The sequence below is a fragment of the Pseudomonas lactucae genome, assembly GCF_016937615.1.
GTDB classification, from domain to species: domain Bacteria; phylum Pseudomonadota; class Gammaproteobacteria; order Pseudomonadales; family Pseudomonadaceae; genus Aquipseudomonas; species Aquipseudomonas lactucae.
This window is the reverse complement of record NZ_JAFHKI010000023.1, coordinates 1-15,009: the sequence shown is the minus strand read 5'-3', so window position 1 is coordinate 15,009 and position 15,009 is coordinate 1. Positions and strand designations below refer to the sequence as shown.

At 64.3% G+C, this 15,009-nt stretch carries 11 protein-coding genes; 7 read left to right on the top strand and 4 right to left on the bottom strand.

Annotated features, from left to right (window positions below):
- Positions 1–106 precede the first annotated feature (106 nt).
- The 4 genes from JWR98_RS04935 to JWR98_RS04920 all read right to left on the bottom strand — a co-directional run bounded on the left by JWR98_RS04935 (position 107) and on the right by JWR98_RS04920 (position 6,449).
- Positions 107–2,278 (bottom strand): TonB-dependent siderophore receptor, encoded by a 2,172-nt coding sequence (locus tag JWR98_RS04935; RefSeq protein WP_205489401.1) that lies wholly within the window; start codon positions 2,276–2,278, stop codon positions 107–109.
- Positions 2,279–2,377: 99 nt separating this feature from the next.
- Positions 2,378–3,397 carry a GNAT family N-acetyltransferase gene (locus JWR98_RS04930; RefSeq protein WP_205489400.1) on the bottom strand — a complete coding sequence of 340 codons (1,020 nt, stop codon included), beginning with the start codon at positions 3,395–3,397 and terminating at the stop codon, positions 2,378–2,380.
- Positions 3,398–3,556: 159 nt separating this feature from the next.
- Complete coding sequence (fhuB, locus tag JWR98_RS04925) at positions 3,557–5,545, bottom strand: Fe(3+)-hydroxamate ABC transporter permease FhuB (RefSeq protein WP_205489399.1); 1,989 nt, start codon at positions 5,543–5,545, stop codon at positions 3,557–3,559.
- On the bottom strand, positions 5,538–6,449 hold the full coding sequence (locus JWR98_RS04920) for an ABC transporter substrate-binding protein (RefSeq protein WP_205489398.1): 912 nt from the start codon (positions 6,447–6,449) through the stop codon (positions 5,538–5,540). Before JWR98_RS04920 ends, fhuB begins: the two co-directional genes overlap by 8 nt.
- 199 nt (positions 6,450–6,648) lie before the next feature.
- Between JWR98_RS04920 and JWR98_RS04915 the strand changes: the two genes are divergently transcribed.
- The 7 genes from JWR98_RS04915 to JWR98_RS04895 all read left to right on the top strand — a co-directional run.
- The gene (locus tag JWR98_RS04915; protein ID WP_078733640.1) at positions 6,649–8,295 is read left to right on the top strand and encodes a cyclic peptide export ABC transporter; all 1,647 of its coding nucleotides are present in this window, start codon (positions 6,649–6,651) and stop codon (positions 8,293–8,295) included.
- A gap of 178 nt (positions 8,296–8,473) precedes the next feature.
- On the top strand, positions 8,474–9,217 hold the full coding sequence (locus tag JWR98_RS04910) for a thioesterase II family protein (protein ID WP_078733639.1): 744 nt from the start codon (positions 8,474–8,476) through the stop codon (positions 9,215–9,217).
- A gap of 39 nt (positions 9,218–9,256) precedes the next feature.
- Entirely contained in the window at positions 9,257–10,237 is a 981-nt protein-coding gene (locus JWR98_RS04905; RefSeq protein ID WP_078733638.1) for a TauD/TfdA family dioxygenase, read from the top strand.
- 32 nt (positions 10,238–10,269) lie between these two features.
- Positions 10,270–11,292 (top strand): AMP-binding protein, encoded by a 1,023-nt coding sequence (locus JWR98_RS29275; protein ID WP_263974478.1) that lies wholly within the window; start codon positions 10,270–10,272, stop codon positions 11,290–11,292.
- Positions 11,292–12,686 (top strand): phosphopantetheine-binding protein, encoded by a 1,395-nt coding sequence (locus JWR98_RS29700; RefSeq protein ID WP_263974477.1) that lies wholly within the window; start codon positions 11,292–11,294, stop codon positions 12,684–12,686. Before JWR98_RS29275 ends, JWR98_RS29700 begins: the two co-directional genes overlap by 1 nt.
- Positions 12,659–14,749: a condensation domain-containing protein gene (locus JWR98_RS29265; RefSeq protein ID WP_263974476.1), complete on the top strand. Its 2,091-nt coding sequence runs from the start codon at positions 12,659–12,661 to the stop codon at positions 14,747–14,749. Before JWR98_RS29700 ends, JWR98_RS29265 begins: the two co-directional genes overlap by 28 nt.
- An 11-nt stretch (positions 14,750–14,760) precedes the next feature.
- Positions 14,761–15,009, top strand: a 249-nt coding sequence (locus tag JWR98_RS04895) for a hypothetical protein (RefSeq protein WP_205489397.1), incomplete at its 3' end; no start/stop codon positions are given.

The window sequence follows — 15,009 nt, the reverse complement described above, 5'->3', positions numbered from 1 at the left end:
CACCTGGCCGCTGATCCGGGCAAAAAAAATCCGATGCCAGAGGTCTGGCATCGGATATTCGGACAAGCCCAGCAAAAACAGTTCTCGCTGGGTTGCGATCCGCCTGTTACCAGCGATAGTTGACCGATCCGATCACTGTGCGTTCGTCGCCATAGCGGCACGAGACATTGCAGAACAGGTATTTCTCATTGGTCAGGTTTTGCGCCTTCATGGCCACGGTCCAGTTCTTGTCGACTTCGTAGCTGACTTTGGCGTCGAACAGGGTGTAGGCGTCAACCTTCTCGTTGTTGTCCGAGCTGGAAGTTCGGCTGGTGCCCATGTAGCGGGCGCCACCGCCGATCACGACCTTGGACAGGCCCAGGGCGCTCAAGCGATAGTCGGCCCACAGGTTGGCCATGTGGTAGGGCACGCCGTCGATGCGTGTGCCTACGCGGCTGGCGACGACGTCATCGGTGATTTTCGCGTCGGTGTAGGTATACGAAGCGGTGGTGGTTAGGTTGGCGGTGATCTCTGCCTTTGCCTCCAGCTCGACGCCCCGTGAGCGGGTTTCACCGAACTGCACGGTGTTGCCGGTGAGGTCGGTGCTCAGCGAGTTTTTCTGCTTGAGGTCGTAGACGGCGGCGGTCAACAGGGCATTGGTGCCTGGTGGTGTATAGCGCACGCCCACTTCGTATTGTTCACCCTCGGTCGGTTCGAACGAGGTGTTGGCATTGGCGTTGAAGACGTTGGCCGGCAGGAACGACTGGCTCCAACTGATGTAGGGGGCCAGGCCATTGTCCGCCTGATACACCAGGCCTACACGGCCAGTGGCTTTCTTGTCGTCGCGTGGGGTGCGCGCGCCGGTGGCGTTGACGTAGGTGCGGCTTTCCGCCCAATCCTGACGTCCGCCCAGGAGCAGGATCCACTTATCGTCGAACTTGATCTGGTCCTGCACGTAAACGCCCGCCTGGGCGCTGTGCAGGTCCGAGCCGGTGTCGGCCGACGTGATGCGTGTAGGCGCGCCGTACACCGGGTTGGCCGGGTTGAAGAGGGAGTTGGCGCCGGAGAAACGGTGTGAATCGTAGGTCTTGTGGTAGTAGTCCACGCCGGCCAGCAGGGTGTGCTGCCAGCGGCCGCTGTTGAGGGTCCATTCCACGTTGTTGTCGCTGGTCCAGCCTTCGGAGCGCTCGCGGCGGATGCTCGCCCGGCGCGCCAGCAGGCCCTGGTTGCGTAAGGCGGCGCTGCCGGTATCGGCGACTTGCATGTAGTCCCAGCTCAGGTCGGCGTCGAAGTGGCGCAGCGCGTGGCGGACTTTCAGATCAGGCGTGAAGTTATGTTCAAACAGGTAGCCGACCGTGGTCGAGTAGTTGTTGTAGTGATCGAAGCCACGCTCGCCCGTGAACAGATCGCGGTCGACCTTGGGATAACGGGCGCTGGACGAGGTCGTCAGGTCGTAGTCCAGGGGCGGTGCGAAACCGGTACGGGTTTCCTGATAGCTGGCCAGGAGGGTCAGCGAGGTGTCTTCGTTTGGACGCCAGGTGAAGGCCGGCGCGATGTAGCGGCGGTCGTCGTCGGCATCGGTGGTCTGGGTGTCGCTGTCGCGCCACAGTCCTGTGAGGCGATAAGAGAACTTGCCTTCGTCATCGATCGGGCCGCCCAGGTCGAAGCTGTACTGCTTGCGTGCATGGCTGCCATATTCAACGTTGATTTCATGCAGGGGCGTGTCGGTCGGTCGCTTGGTGATGGTGTTGATCAGGCCACCCGGCGACAGTTGGCCGTACAGCACCGAAGAGGCGCCCTTGACCACTTCCACGCGCTCCAGGCCGTAGGGTTCGATACCGCCGTCATATACGCTGCCTTGCAGTTTCATGCCATCGCGCAGGATGCCGCCGGTGCCCGAGCCCACGTTGAAGCCACGGATCACGAAGTCATCCCCCACACGACTGAAACCGCCCGGCTGTGAAATCACGCCTGGCGTGTAGCTCAAGGCTTCAGCCAGGGTGTCGCTCTTGCGGTTGTCCATTTCATCCCGAGTGACGACCGAAATCGACTGTGGAATCTCCTTGATCGCCGAGTTGGTCTTGCTCGCGCTCGTGCTGCGCGTCGCGACCGGGCCGGTGAGCTGGCCGGTTGGGTTCTCGACCGCCTTCGCATTAACGTTGGTTTCCTGCAGCACCAGCGCGCCACCGGGGGCGGCGGTATCGGTGCTGTCGGCGGCGTGGACTGCGCTCAATGGCAGGCCACTGAGAAACAAGGCCAGCGCCAACGGATGGTAGTGGAAGACGTTCTTTGCGTGCATGGAGGCTCCTAAGTGTGACGTAGTTTTTTTAAAGTGAGTGGGTATCAGGCCGCCCGTTGCTTGATCCCCATCAAGCAGCGGGCAGCCAACGGATAACGGTCAGGGGTAGTACTCGTCGAAGAAAGTCTCGCGCTCCAGACGCAGCAGGGCGGCTTTCTTGTGCGGCAGGGTGATGGTCTTGAGGCGGCCGTAGCCCTGGGATTCAAGGAAGCCGATCTGCCGGGTGTGGTCGATCCGCGGTTCGCCGAGGATGCGCTGGGTGCGAGGCTCGTCGATGAACATGTAATGCATGAGTGAGCGGAACCAGCCCTTGAGTTTGCCGGCGCTTTGATGCTTGCTCTCGCCAACCACGACGTGCCAGCCACGGTCGTGGTCCTGCACGTCGTAATAGGGGGCGATGCGATCTTCCTTGCACCAGTAAACCTCGAAATAGGCGAAGGGCTCGTCGTCGTAGCTGCCTATCAACGGCAACACCCGCGGGTCGTCGAGCATCTGCTGCAGGTACGCGGCATGTTCGTCCAGGCTGCCGGTCTGCTCCCAGAAAAACGCGACTTGCTCCAGGTTCATCCAGCGGTTGAAACGTTCCAGGTCGAGCCCGAGGTCTACGGTGCGTAGGCTGAAGGTGGTGTTCAGGCCGGGCAGCTCGCGGCGATAGACTTCGCCGTGCGGGATCGGCGGGCGCTGGGGGTGACGTTTATCGCCGCTGAAGGTGTAGCGTAGCGGCATGCCTGCGGCAGAACGGGTGGTCAGCCAGGGCAGGGGGTGTTGCCAAAAACTGCTGCGTGCGCAGGCCAGGCGGGCCGTATGGCCGTCATGGCCCAGCAGGGTGTCGAATACGCCTTCGCGTACCGCGTCGCGTGCGCGGTCGAGGGTGAGCGGGGCACTGATTTCCAGCATTGGGACACGGGACAAATTGCAGAAGACTTGGCCAAGCAGCGCCAGCAGGCCAAGCACGGGGAATGCTTCAGGCATGTTTTCCAGGTGCACGTAGCCGTCTTGCCGGCGGAAATGCACGACGTCGATGCCCTCGATGACCAGGCTGCCGTTGCCATCGTCCGCCACTTGGGCGATCACACTGCGGCCGTCAGCCAGATGTAGGGTGAAGTTCGGCGTGGTCATGATGATTCTCCGTTAGTGGTTTCTCACGTATGCCGACCCGCAGAAACCTCGCGGGCCTTGACCTGCTGAGTTCGTCCAGGGCATAGCTTAAGTAAGTCTGTAACGAATGGGAATCACAACTATTTAGAATTTGTTTAAAAAACCTGCATTCAAGCTCCGTCAGCGCTTACGCGCCAACAACCACATGAAATAAGGACCGCCGATAAAGGTCGCGAACATCCCGGCCGGTATTTGCCACGGGAACACCAGGTTGCGCCCCAGCCAGTCCGCCAGCACCAGGAGCGTGCCGCCCAGCAGTGCCGAGAGCAGCAATTGCGCGATAGGCCGTTGCGCGCCGAGCAGCCGCGCCATGTGCGGTGCGATCAGACCGATGAAACTCAGCGGGCCTACCACCAGGGTCGCGGCGGCGGTCATCACGGCGGTAAGCAGCAGCAAGACCAGGCGGCTGCCGCCCAGGGAAATACCCAGCGATCGAGTGTATTCGGCGCCCAGCGGCATGATCGCCAGCCAACGGTTGCACAGCGGCGTGACCAGCAGGAACACCGCCGCCAGGGCACTGATGACCACTGCCTGGCTGGCATCGATGCGATAGGTCGAGCCGGTCATCCAACTGAGCATGAGCAGCACGCGGGAGTCGCCGCTGACCATGAACAGCGCGGCGAAAGCATTGAGCAGAGTGCTCAGCGCGACGCCTATCAGCAGCATGCGGTCCGGCGCGAAGGCGCTGCGCCAGCTCAGCGCGACAATGGCCAACAAGGCCAGCAGGGCTCCGAACGTGGCCGCCAGCAGCAGTATCAGCGGGTTGAAACCGGGTACGAACAGCAAGGCAAGAATGCCGCCCAGCGCGGCGCCCGAACTGACCCCGAGCATTTCCGGGCTGGCCATGGGGTTGCCTGTCATGCGTTGCATCAGGGTGCCGGCCAGAGCCAGCAGGATGCCCGCGGCGAACGCGGCGGCCACCCGTGGCGCACGCCATGGCAGCAAGGCGTCGAACTCTGCGCCGCCGCTGAAATACCAGCCATCCGGGCCGCGTCCCCAGGTCAACGCCAGGAACACGGAGGCTGCCAGCACCGCAAGCAGTATCCACGCGGTGCGTTTAAGTGGGGTGACGTGAGCGGCGGCGCGTTGGGTGGGTGCGGCGATCCGGGTTTCATGCAGGCGGGTCAGCAACACCAGCAGCAGCGGTGCGCCGAGAAACGCAGTGAAGATGCCGGTGGGCATTTCTGCGCCCAGCATGGTCGCCGACGCCTGCACCACCTGGTCAGCGAGTAACAGCAGCAAGGCCCCGAACACAGGGGCCCAGGCCAGCCGTTGGCGCAGGGTACGGGCACCGGCCAGGCGTGCCAGGGCAGGGGCGGCCAGGCCGACGAAGCCGATCACGCCGACGCTGGCGATGGTGCTGGCGCTCAAGACCACCGCCACCGCCAGGGCCAACAGGCGCAGGCGGTTGGGCGACAACCCGAGGCTGCCCGCCGCCGCATCGTTGAGGCCGAGCAATTCCAGGGGGCGAGCGAGCAGGGCGGCGAGCGCGGCCGCCACCGCCAGGCGCGGCGCAAGGTGATACACATCCTGCCAGCTGTTCTGGTTCAGCGAACCCGATTGCCAGATGAACAGGTTGCTCAGGACCTCGTGGTTGGCCAGCACCAGCAAGGTGCTCAGGGTTCCGCAATACAGGTTGATGATGAGCCCGGAAAGAATCAGCGCTACCGGCGACAGGCGCCGGCTCCAGGCCAGGCCCAGTACTGCCAGCATGCCCAGGGCGGCACCGGCCAGGGCTACGCCTTCCTGCCCGCCGTCGAGCAGGCTCGGCGCATAGATTGCACTGGCGGCCAGGGCCAGGTAGGCGCCGGAAGCGACGCCCAGGGTGGTCGGCTCTGCGATGGGATTGCGCAGGACTTGCTGGAAGATCACCCCGGCCAGGGCCAGGGCCGCGCCCACCAGCAGGCTGATGACCAGGCGAGGCAAATAGCTGTAGCGCACCAGCAGCGGGGGCAGATCGCTGGGTGACGCTGAGCCGATGGCATTGCTCCAGGAGTGGCCGGCCAGCAGTGAGTTGCCTTGGTAAGCGCTCAGGGCCAGGGCGATGAATAACAGGCCGAGGGCCAGCCATATCGGTTGGCGGCGCAGGCGTGAGGTGCTGTCAGGCATGCTTGGTTTCCATGGCGAGCAGTTGCTCGGTGATCGACAGGGCCAGGCGTTGCGCAGTCAGCAAGCCGCCACTGGGGTAGAAGCGGGGCAGCGCCTGGATACGGCCTTCGCGAATCATCGGTAAGGCGCCCCAGATGGGGCTGTTATTCAGTCGGCGTTGCGCGGCCACGGCTTCGCGGGGGTTGGTGTAATACAGCAACGAGGCGTCGGGATGTTCCAGCAGCGTCTCGATGCCCACCGCGGGGCTGCCGCCCCATGCATTGGTGCGGCCCTGGTAGGCGTTGCGCAAGCCCAGTCGTTCGAGGACGGCCTGGTACATGCCTTTGGCGCCGAACAGCAGCAGGTGGCGGCCGTCTGGATTGAGGCGTGCGATATAGACCGGACGGTCGCTGATCGGCGTGAGCCTGGCGCGTAAGTTTTCGAGCAGGTCGTCAGTCTGTTGCAGTAAGGCGCGCGCTTCGTCGTATCGATCCACCAGGGCGCCGAGGTCCAGCATCACCTGGCCGGCATTGCGGTAGGGCTGGGCATTCGAGGTGTAGATGTCGAAGGTGCGCAACGGTGCGATGCGGCGCAGCAAGGTACCTTCCAACTGCCAGGAAGTGCCGATGATCAAGCCAGGCTTCAGGCGTTGCAGGTATTCCAGATTCGGCTCGATGCTCGGGCCCAGGTCCAGGATGTCGTCGGGCATTTCCGGCTGGACGACGAACTCGCGATAATAACTGGCGTTGACCACGGCCATGGGGGCTACACCCAGGCCTAGCAGGCTTTCGGTGAGGGCGGGCTCGAAGCTGACGATATCGACTTTCGGCATTGTAGGGCCAGCGGCGCGGGCCAGCGGCGAGCCGCACAGCGCCAGCGGCAGCAGCGCGAGGCCGGTCAAGGCTCGACGGCGGGTAATGAGCATTGCAACAGACTCCGGAGCAGGCAGGTCGCCTTTTGGCGAGGATAGGAGTCTATAGCAACAGCATCTGATTCCCAATACCTGTAATAATGCCGCCGACGCGGCTTAAAGAATCTGCCGCAGGCTTCGTTTACTCCAGTGACCCCACACTATCGACGGCGACGGCGTGACGGCCTGCGCCGGCCGACCCCAAGGAGACACCATGTCATTGTTCGGTATGCTGGTCCGCGCTTCGCGCACTCGGTTGGCCGTGGCCATTGGCGCAAGCCTGGTTTGCGGGCTGGCCAACGTGTTGCTGGTGGCGCTGATTAACCAGGCCCTGAACGCACCGCTGGACGGCTTGGCCGGCTACGCGCTGCCTTTCGTACTGGTGATAGCGCTGGTGATGGGCAGCCAAGTGCTGTCCCGCACGCTATTCGCCCATCTCAGCCAGCAAGGCCTGGCCACCCTGCGCCTGCACATCTCGCGGCATGTGGTTGCCGCGCCCCTGCGCGGTCTGGAGACCACCGGTCGCGGGCGCATCCAGGCGGCCCTGGCCGACGACACCACCACCTTGTCTAACTTCTTCACCGGTTTTCCGATGCTGGTGACCAGTGCCGTGGTGGTGCTTGGCTGCCTCGGCTATCTGGCGTACCTGTCGTGGGCGATTTTCCTGGTCTCGGTACTGGCCATCGGTCTTGGCTCGTTGGGCTACCACCTGTGCCATTCGCACATGCTCCAGTACTTTCGCAAGGCGGGCTCCAGCCAGGACGAACTCTTCGGTCACTTTGACGCCATGGTGTCCGGTGCCAAGGAACTCAAGCTCAACCGGTCCAAGGCAAGGCGCTTTCTCGATGAGGTGCTCGTCAATGCTGTCGAGCAAGTGCGTCACAACCGTGCCAAGGGTCTGATGCTGTTCGCCATCACCGGCGGTTGGGGGCGCTTGCTGTTCCTGGTGTTGATCGGCGTGGTGCTGTTCCTGCGCTTGTGGATTCCTTCCGACACGGCGGTGATCACCGGCTACGTGATGGTGTTCCTGTACATGATGGGGCCGCTGGAAGGGGTGCTGCTGAACCTGCCGCAGATGAGCCAGGCGCGCGTCGCCAGTGCGCGCATCGAAACCACGCTCGAACAGTTGAAGGCTGAAGCTCAACTGCAAAGCCCGATTCCCGGCGTACAGCCCAAGGGCGTGACATTGGAGCTGGATGGCCTGACCCATGGTTATTTCAGTGAGCGAGAGGACGAGGTATTCACCCTCGGTCCGGTGATGCTGACCCTCAACCCTGGCGAGATTACCTTCCTGGTGGGGGGGAACGGCAGTGGTAAGACCACCCTGGCCAAGCTGATCGCCGGCCTGTACCGGCCGGAAAGTGGTGAAGTGCGCGTCGATGGCCGGCCGGTGGCGGCGGACGAATGGGACGATTATCGCCAGCTGTTCTCGGCGGTGTTCTCCGACTTCCACCTGTTCGATACCCTGCTCGAGGCGCCTGACTCCAGTCTGGATACCCAGGCGAGCGAATGGCTGGCCAAGCTGCACCTGGACCACAAAGTCAGCGTCAGCGACGGTTCGTTCTCCACCCGTGAACTGTCCCAGGGTCAACGCAAGCGTCTGGCGTTGATCGTCGCTTGCCTGGAGGGGCGGCCAGTGATCATCTTCGACGAATGGGCCGCCGACCAGGACCCGGCGTTCCGCGAGGTGTTCTACTGCGAGCTGCTGCCCGAGCTGCGCGCCCAGGGCAAGACGCTGCTGGTCATCTCGCATGACGACCGCTACTTCCACCTGGCCGACCAGTTGATCAAGCTCGAACGCGGCCAGATCGTCCAGCGCCAGGCGCCCGCCGTGGCCGCGGGTTTGCAGCCGGTGGTCTGAAGATCGATGAAGAGGGGAGGCGTACCCCGCGTGCCTCCCCCCCCCGTCCAATCCGCCTCCCCGCAAATAACAATATTTATCAAAGACACTTAATTCCTCGCGCATTTCTTTCGTCCTTATTAGCAGTGTTCCAGGCAAGGCCGGTCCGGCTTGTCGATTGCTTCCAAGGAGATTCGCCGTGTCTGTCGCCCCTGATCGCATCCGCCTGTTCTGCTTCGCTTGTTCTGGAGCGAGCGCCATGGCGTTCGCGCCATGGCGTGCTGGCTTGCCGGCCTGGCTCGATGTTCAGCCAGTCGAGCTGCCCGGCCATGGTCGCCGCGCTGATGAGCCATTGCAGTTGGACATGCCTGGCCTCGCGGCGAGCCTGGCGAGCGAGTTGTCGCCGCTGATCGACGGTCCTTACCTGATGCTCGGTCATAGCGTCGGCGGTGTCATTGCCCTGGAAGTGGCGCATGCGCTGGTTGCCCTGGGTATTGAACCGCCCAACGCCTTGATCGCCGTGGCCAGCACCGCGCCCAGTCAGCGCGGCGGCAATCCGGATGCGCAACCCATGAACGATGCCGAGCTGATTGCCGAGTTGCGCCGCCTCGACGGTACGCCCCAGGCGGTACTCGATGACCCCGAGTTGCTGGCCATGGTGCTGCCCGTGCTGCGCGCCGACTTCCTGCTTGGCGACCGCTATCAACCACCCGGCCGCGCGCCGTTGCCATGTGCGCTGCATGTCTTCGGTGGGCGTGACGACAGCGTCGCGATCAGTGCCCTGGCGGCCTGGGAAGTTGAATGCAGTGGGCCGTTCCAGCTGGACATGTGCGCCGGCGGCCATTTCTTCCTGCACCGCCAACGCGATGATTTCTTGCTGCGCCTGGTTGCGCTGGCCCAGGCACACCGTCCTTCACTCCCTTCCTTGCGCGCCCTGGGCTGACCCATGCCGCACCGTCTTCCTCGTTTCGCGGAGTCTTCCATGCTTGATTCACGCTTCGACATCCGGCCCCTGCGCCATGCCAGTACCCCGTTGCCCCTGCTGATCGAGGCCCGTGAGCCTGGCCTTGATCTGTCGGTTTGCCTGTCCGATCTGCGAGGCTTGATCGATGAGCAACTGCTCAGTGCTGGTGGCGTGCTGCTACGTGGCTTTGACGTGCAGACCGCCGAGCGTTTTCGCCGTTTCGCCGTGGGCTTCGGTGCGGACCTGCTCACCTACGAATTCGGCTCCACGCCGCGCAGCAACGTCGCCGCCGGGATCTACACCTCCACCGAATACCCGCCGCACCAGCATATCCCGCTGCACAACGAGCAGGCCTACACCCGGGACTGGCCGATGAAAATCTGGTTCTTCTGCCAGCAGGCATCACCGGTGGGGGGCGCGACGCCAATTGGTGACAGCCGGGCGATCTACCGGCGGGTTGGCGAGCAGATTCGCGAGCGCTTCGCCGCCAAAGGCCTGATGTACACGCGCAACTACGGTAACGGCCTGGACGTGTCCTGGGAGCAGGTGTTCAACACCGAGGACCGCAGCGTCGTGCACGCCTACTGCGAGGCCCATGGCATCCGCCTGGAATGGAAGGAAGACGGTGGCCTGCGCACGCGTCAGGTCTGCCAGGCGGTGGCCACTCATCCACGCACCGGCGACGCGGTGTGGTTCAACCAGGCGCACCTGTTTCATGTTTCCAACCTGCCCGAGGAAGTCCGCGAGACGCTGCTCGATCTGGTCGAGGAAGAGGACCTGCCGCGTAACGTCTATTACGGCGACGGCAGCCCGCTGGAAGAAACCCTGCTCGAAGACATCCGTGGCGTGATGCAGCAGGAGCAGGTCGAGTTCGGCTGGCAGGACAACGACGTGCTGATGCTCGACAACATGCTCACCGCCCATGGCCGTGCGCCCTTTGAGGGGCCGCGCAAGGTGGTGGTCGCCATGGCCGAGCCCCATGGCGCCGACAGACGCTGAGCCGCCCTCGACTTTTACTGAATTTTTTGCGATTGCAGGAGGACGCCCCATGGCCATCCCACATCAGCCTCAACCCCAATCCCTCATCGAGATGCTGGCGCAGCGCGCCGAACAACAAGGCGAGCAACCGGCCCTGCGTTTTCTCGGGTGATGGCAACGAAACCACCGAGCTGTACACCTATGCCCAGCTCGACGCCCGGGTCCGTCACCTGGCCGCCTGCCTTGAGCAACGCGCCGAGGAGGGTGACCGCGTACTCCTGCTGCTGACCAACGGCCCTGACTACATCGTGGCGTTTTTCGCCTGCCTCTACGCGGGGCTGATCGCGGTGCCGGCCTATCCGCCGGAGCGCAATCGCCAGTTCCATGCCGAACGCCTGCAAGGCATGGCCATGGATGCCGAACCGTCGCTGATTATCTGCGAGCAGGGCGCGCTGGAAGCCTCCCTGCTCTTGCGTGACGGCCTGACCCTGGCGAACCGGCCGGTCGTGGCAAGCGTCCAGGACCTGGAGGCCCAACCGGCCCAGGCCTGGCAGGCACGCGAAGTGCCGGGCGACACCATCGCCATGCTGCAATACACCTCGGGTTCCACCTCCGAACCCAAGGGCGTCGAAGTCACTCACACTAACCTGCTGGACAACCAGCGCCTGCTGCAAATGGGCTTCGGCACCCGGCCGGGCGATGTATTTGTCAGCTGGCTGCCGCTGTACCACGACATGGGCCTGATCGGCGGCATGCTGCAACCGATCTACGCCGGCGTGCCGCTGGTATTGCTGACCACCCAGCACTTCCTCGCCCGGCCGGCGCGCTGGCTGGAAGCGATCCACCGCTATGACGGCACCTTGAGCGGCGGTCCGGACTTTGCCTTCCGCCTGTGTACCGAAAGCGTGCGCGATAACCTGCTCGCCGAGCTCGATTTGAGCCGCTGGCGCGTGGCGTTCTGCGGCTCCGAGCCGGTGCGTGCCGATACCCTGGCCGATTTCGTTGAGCGCTTCTCGCCGGCGGGCTGTCGGCAACCACGCTGCACCCATGCTATGGCCTGGCCGAAGCGACCCTGATGGTCACCAGTAATATCCGCGGCGGACCCTACTACACGCTGCATGTCGACCACGAAGAGCTGGCCCATGGCCGAGTGGTGCCCGATCCGTGCGGCACCGAAGTGGTCAGCAGCGGCGGGTTGCTGTTCGACGATCAGGTACGCCTGATGGACCCGCACACCCTGCAGCCCGTCGCGCAAGACACGGTCGGCGAAATCTGGGTGCGCGGCCCCAGCGTCGCGCGTGGTTATTGGCGCAATCCCGAGGCCACCGCCAAGACGTTCCTCGACTTGCCCGATGGGCGTTGGCTGCGCAGCGGTGATCTGGCGTTTCTGCACAACGGGGGTTTGTTCATCACCTCGCGGGCCAAGGACGTGATCATCATTCGCGGCCAGAACCGTTACCCGCAAGACATCGAAAAAGCCGTGGAGCAGGGCGTCGAAGCGGTACGCAAAGGCCGCGTCGCCGCGTTCCCGGTACAAGTCGACGGTCGGGAATGCATTGGCATCGCCGCCGAGATCGGCCGCAGCGTGCAAAAGAAATTCGACCCGCAGACGTTGATCGATGCCATCGACCGGGTGGTCAGTGAAACCCAGCAGGAGCCCGCCAGTGTCATCGCCTTGCTGGAGCCGGCGGCCTTGCCCAAGACCACCAGCGGCAAACTGCAACGCTCGGCCTGCCGCCAGCGCCTGGAAACCGGCGAACTGGGTGCCTATTACGTTTACCGCCGTCCGGTCGCGGGCCTGGTCACAGCCGGCCAGGGCGATGCCCCCCAAGGTGATACCGAGCAGCGCCTGGCGACCATCTGGTCCGACGTGCTCGAGGGCGTGGAGGTCAGCCGCGACGATGTATTTCTCGCCAAGGGCGGTCATTCCCTGGCCGCCGTGCAGGTGGTGGCGCGAGTGCGGGCCGAGTTCAATGTCGAGTTGCCGCTGAGCGCGCTATTCGCCGCCAAACCCCTTGCCCGGTTGGCTGCCATGGTTGACGCCGCGCCGCGTCTGGCCGACGGCGTGCCATTGCGCCGCGAACAGGCCAGCGGGCCGCAGGCCATGTCGCCGGTGCAGCGCAGCCTGTGGTTGGCACAACAGTTGGGCGGCGAACAGGGCAGGGCAGCCTATAACATGGTCGCCCGATTGCTCCTGCGCGGCGACCTTCGGGTGGACGCCCTGCAGGCCGCGTTGGGCGCTCTGGTCCAGCGCCAGGCGAGCCTGCGCAGTGCCTTCGTGCCGGGGCCGGATGGCGTGGCGCTGGTGCACTGCGCCAGCCAGGTTGAACTGGCGTTGCCGCTGCTTGACCTGAGCGGCCTGCATGGCGCAGAACAGGCCACCGCGCTGGCCGTGGCCGAAGCCGAAGCCGCCGGCAGCCGTTCGATCTGCAACGGCCGCCGTTGCTGCGCGCTACGCTGCTGCGACTGAACGACCAAGAGCACTGCCTGCAACTGAGCATGCATCACCTGATCGGTGACGGCTGGTCATTCGGCGTACTGGTCCAGGAACTGGGCGCGCTTTACCAGGCCCAAATGGCCGGCAGCGAACCGTCGCTTGCGCCCTTGAACATCCAGTACAGCGATTACGCGGCGTGGCAGAACGCCAAGACCGGCAGTGCCGAGCGCCAACGTGAACAGGATTTCTGGCGCGATTACCTGCGCGGCGCGGCGCAGCAACTGGCCTTGCCCACCGATCGTCCGCGCCCGGCGACGCCACAGACCGCCGGCGCAAGCGTGACCTTCCAGCTCAGTGCCGAGCAGGTCGCACGTCTTGAAACGCTCGGTCGCGCCCACGGCGCCAGCCTGTTCATGGTTCTGCGCGGGGCCTTTGACTGGCTGTTGCATCGCATCACCGGCCAGGATGATCTGGTCTACGGGACGGATATCGCCGGTCGGCCACGTGCCGAGCTGGAAAAACTCATCGGCTTTTTCGTCAACATCGTTCCGCTGCGCGCCCATGTCCGTGAGGAGCAGTCGTTCAGCCAATGGCTGGCCCACATCAGCGCGGATTCCCTGGCGGTTTTCGAGCAGGCGGACTTGCCCTTCGAGCAGATCCTCGACGCCAGTGGCGTGGCCCGCGAGCGCCAGCGCAACCCGCTGGTACAGGCGCTGTTTGTACTGCACAGCATGCCGCGCGGGCAGTTCGCCGTGCCGGGGCTGCACGCCGAGTTGCTTGCCGCGCCGGCGCAAACCTCGAAGTTCGACATGGCCCTGTTTCTGACCCCCAACGCCCAGGGCCTGGGTGGCGAGTGGGTGTTTGCCACCGCGATCCTCGACGAGGCACGGGTACGCTGCTGGGCGAATGCCTGGGTCGACCTGCTCGAACAGATTCTCGCCGCGCCCGACCAGCCTCTCGCCGCGCTGACCCTCGGTGCCCTGCAACCCGCGCCCGTCGCCCCAGCCAGCGGTCGCTCACGGCTGGAGGCCAAGCGCGACAAGCTCAAGTCCTTCACCCGCCAGGCTGCGCCGTCCGCTGGCGCATCCGCGGTGCGTTGCACTCCGCTGAATGCCGACACGCAGTTCCCCCTGGTGATCGAGCCGGTCAGTGCCGACCTCGACCCGTGCGTCTGGGCCAGCGAGCATCGCGAGTTCATCGAAACCCAGCTGCGCCGTCATGCCGGCTTGCTGTTCCGAGGCTTCGGCTTGAGTACCGCACAGGATTTCGAGGCCTTCGCCGAGGCCATCCAGCCGGGTTTGTATGGCGCCTATGGCGATTTGCCGAAGAAAGAGGGCGGGCGCAACACCTACCGTTCCACGCCTTACCCCGAGCAGCAAATGATCCTGTTCCACAACGAAAGCGCTCACCTGCGCCGCTGGCCGCGCAAGCAGTGGTTCTTCTGCGAGCTGCCATCGCCGGTCGGTGGCGCCACGCCCATCGTCGACTGTCGGGCCATGTATCGCGCCTTGCCGGCCGAGCTGGCCGAGACCTTCGAGCGCAAGGGCTTGTTGTATGTGCGCACCTTTACCCCGGGTTTCGATGTGGACTGGCGCGACTTCTACAAGACCGACGAGCGTGCGGTAGTCGAGGCGGCGTGCCGCGAGCAAGACGTGGCGTTCGAGTGGTTGGCCAACGGTGGCCTGCAGACCCGCACGCCGTGCCCGGCGGTGATCCGTCATCCGTACACCGGGGACAAGTCATTCTTCAATCAGGTCCAGTTGCACCACGACTATTGCCTGCAAGCCGATGTGCGCCGCGACCTGCTTGGCATCGTCGGTGCCGGGCACATGCCGCGCCAAGTGTATTTCGGTGACGGCACGCCCATCGATGACGCAGTGATGGAACAACTGGGCCAACTCTATGAAGCCTGCGCAGTGCGCTTCGACTGGCAACGCGGCGATGTGGTGATGCTCGACAACATGCTCGTCGCGCATGCCCGCGACCCGTTCGAAGGCCCGCGGCGGATCGTCGTGGCCATGGGCGAAATGACCGACCGCAGCGTGTTTGACAGCGCCGCCGAAGGCAGCGTCGAACGCACTGGCCTCCCTGTTTAAGGACATCCCCGATGAACGATCTGAGCCTTGATTTGACCGTGCAACACACCCTGGCCTTGAGCCCCGAGCAGCGCGCCTGTCTGCTCGGCCACGACCCTGCGCGCCCCGATGCGGGCAGCTACCGTCTGCGCCTCGCGATGACGGCGGCCGATGCGGCGGCGGACCTCCCCGCGGCGCTGCAACGCTACGCGGCAAGCCAGCCGATCCTCGCCGCGCGCTGGCTGCAAGTCGCCGGTTTCCGGGGCTGGCGCCAGGCCTTG

Excerpts from the sequence above, each read along its gene's own strand:
- JWR98_RS04930 (WP_205489400.1), bottom strand. The coding sequence starts at position 3,397 with ATGACCACGCCGAACTTCACCCTACATCTGGCTGACGGCCGCAGTGTG.
- JWR98_RS04935 (WP_205489401.1), bottom strand. The coding sequence starts at position 2,278 with ATGCACGCAAAGAACGTCTTCCACTACCATCCGTTGGCGCTGGCCTTG.
- fhuB (WP_205489399.1), bottom strand. The coding sequence starts at position 5,545 with ATGCCTGACAGCACCTCACGCCTGCGCCGCCAACCGATATGGCTGGCC.
- JWR98_RS04920 (WP_205489398.1), bottom strand. The coding sequence starts at position 6,449 with ATGCTCATTACCCGCCGTCGAGCCTTGACCGGCCTCGCGCTGCTGCCG.
- JWR98_RS04915 (WP_078733640.1), top strand. The coding sequence starts at position 6,649 with ATGTCATTGTTCGGTATGCTGGTCCGCGCTTCGCGCACTCGGTTGGCC.
- JWR98_RS04905 (WP_078733638.1), top strand. The coding sequence starts at position 9,257 with ATGCTTGATTCACGCTTCGACATCCGGCCCCTGCGCCATGCCAGTACC.
- JWR98_RS29700 (WP_263974477.1), top strand. The coding sequence starts at position 11,292 with ATGGTCACCAGTAATATCCGCGGCGGACCCTACTACACGCTGCATGTC.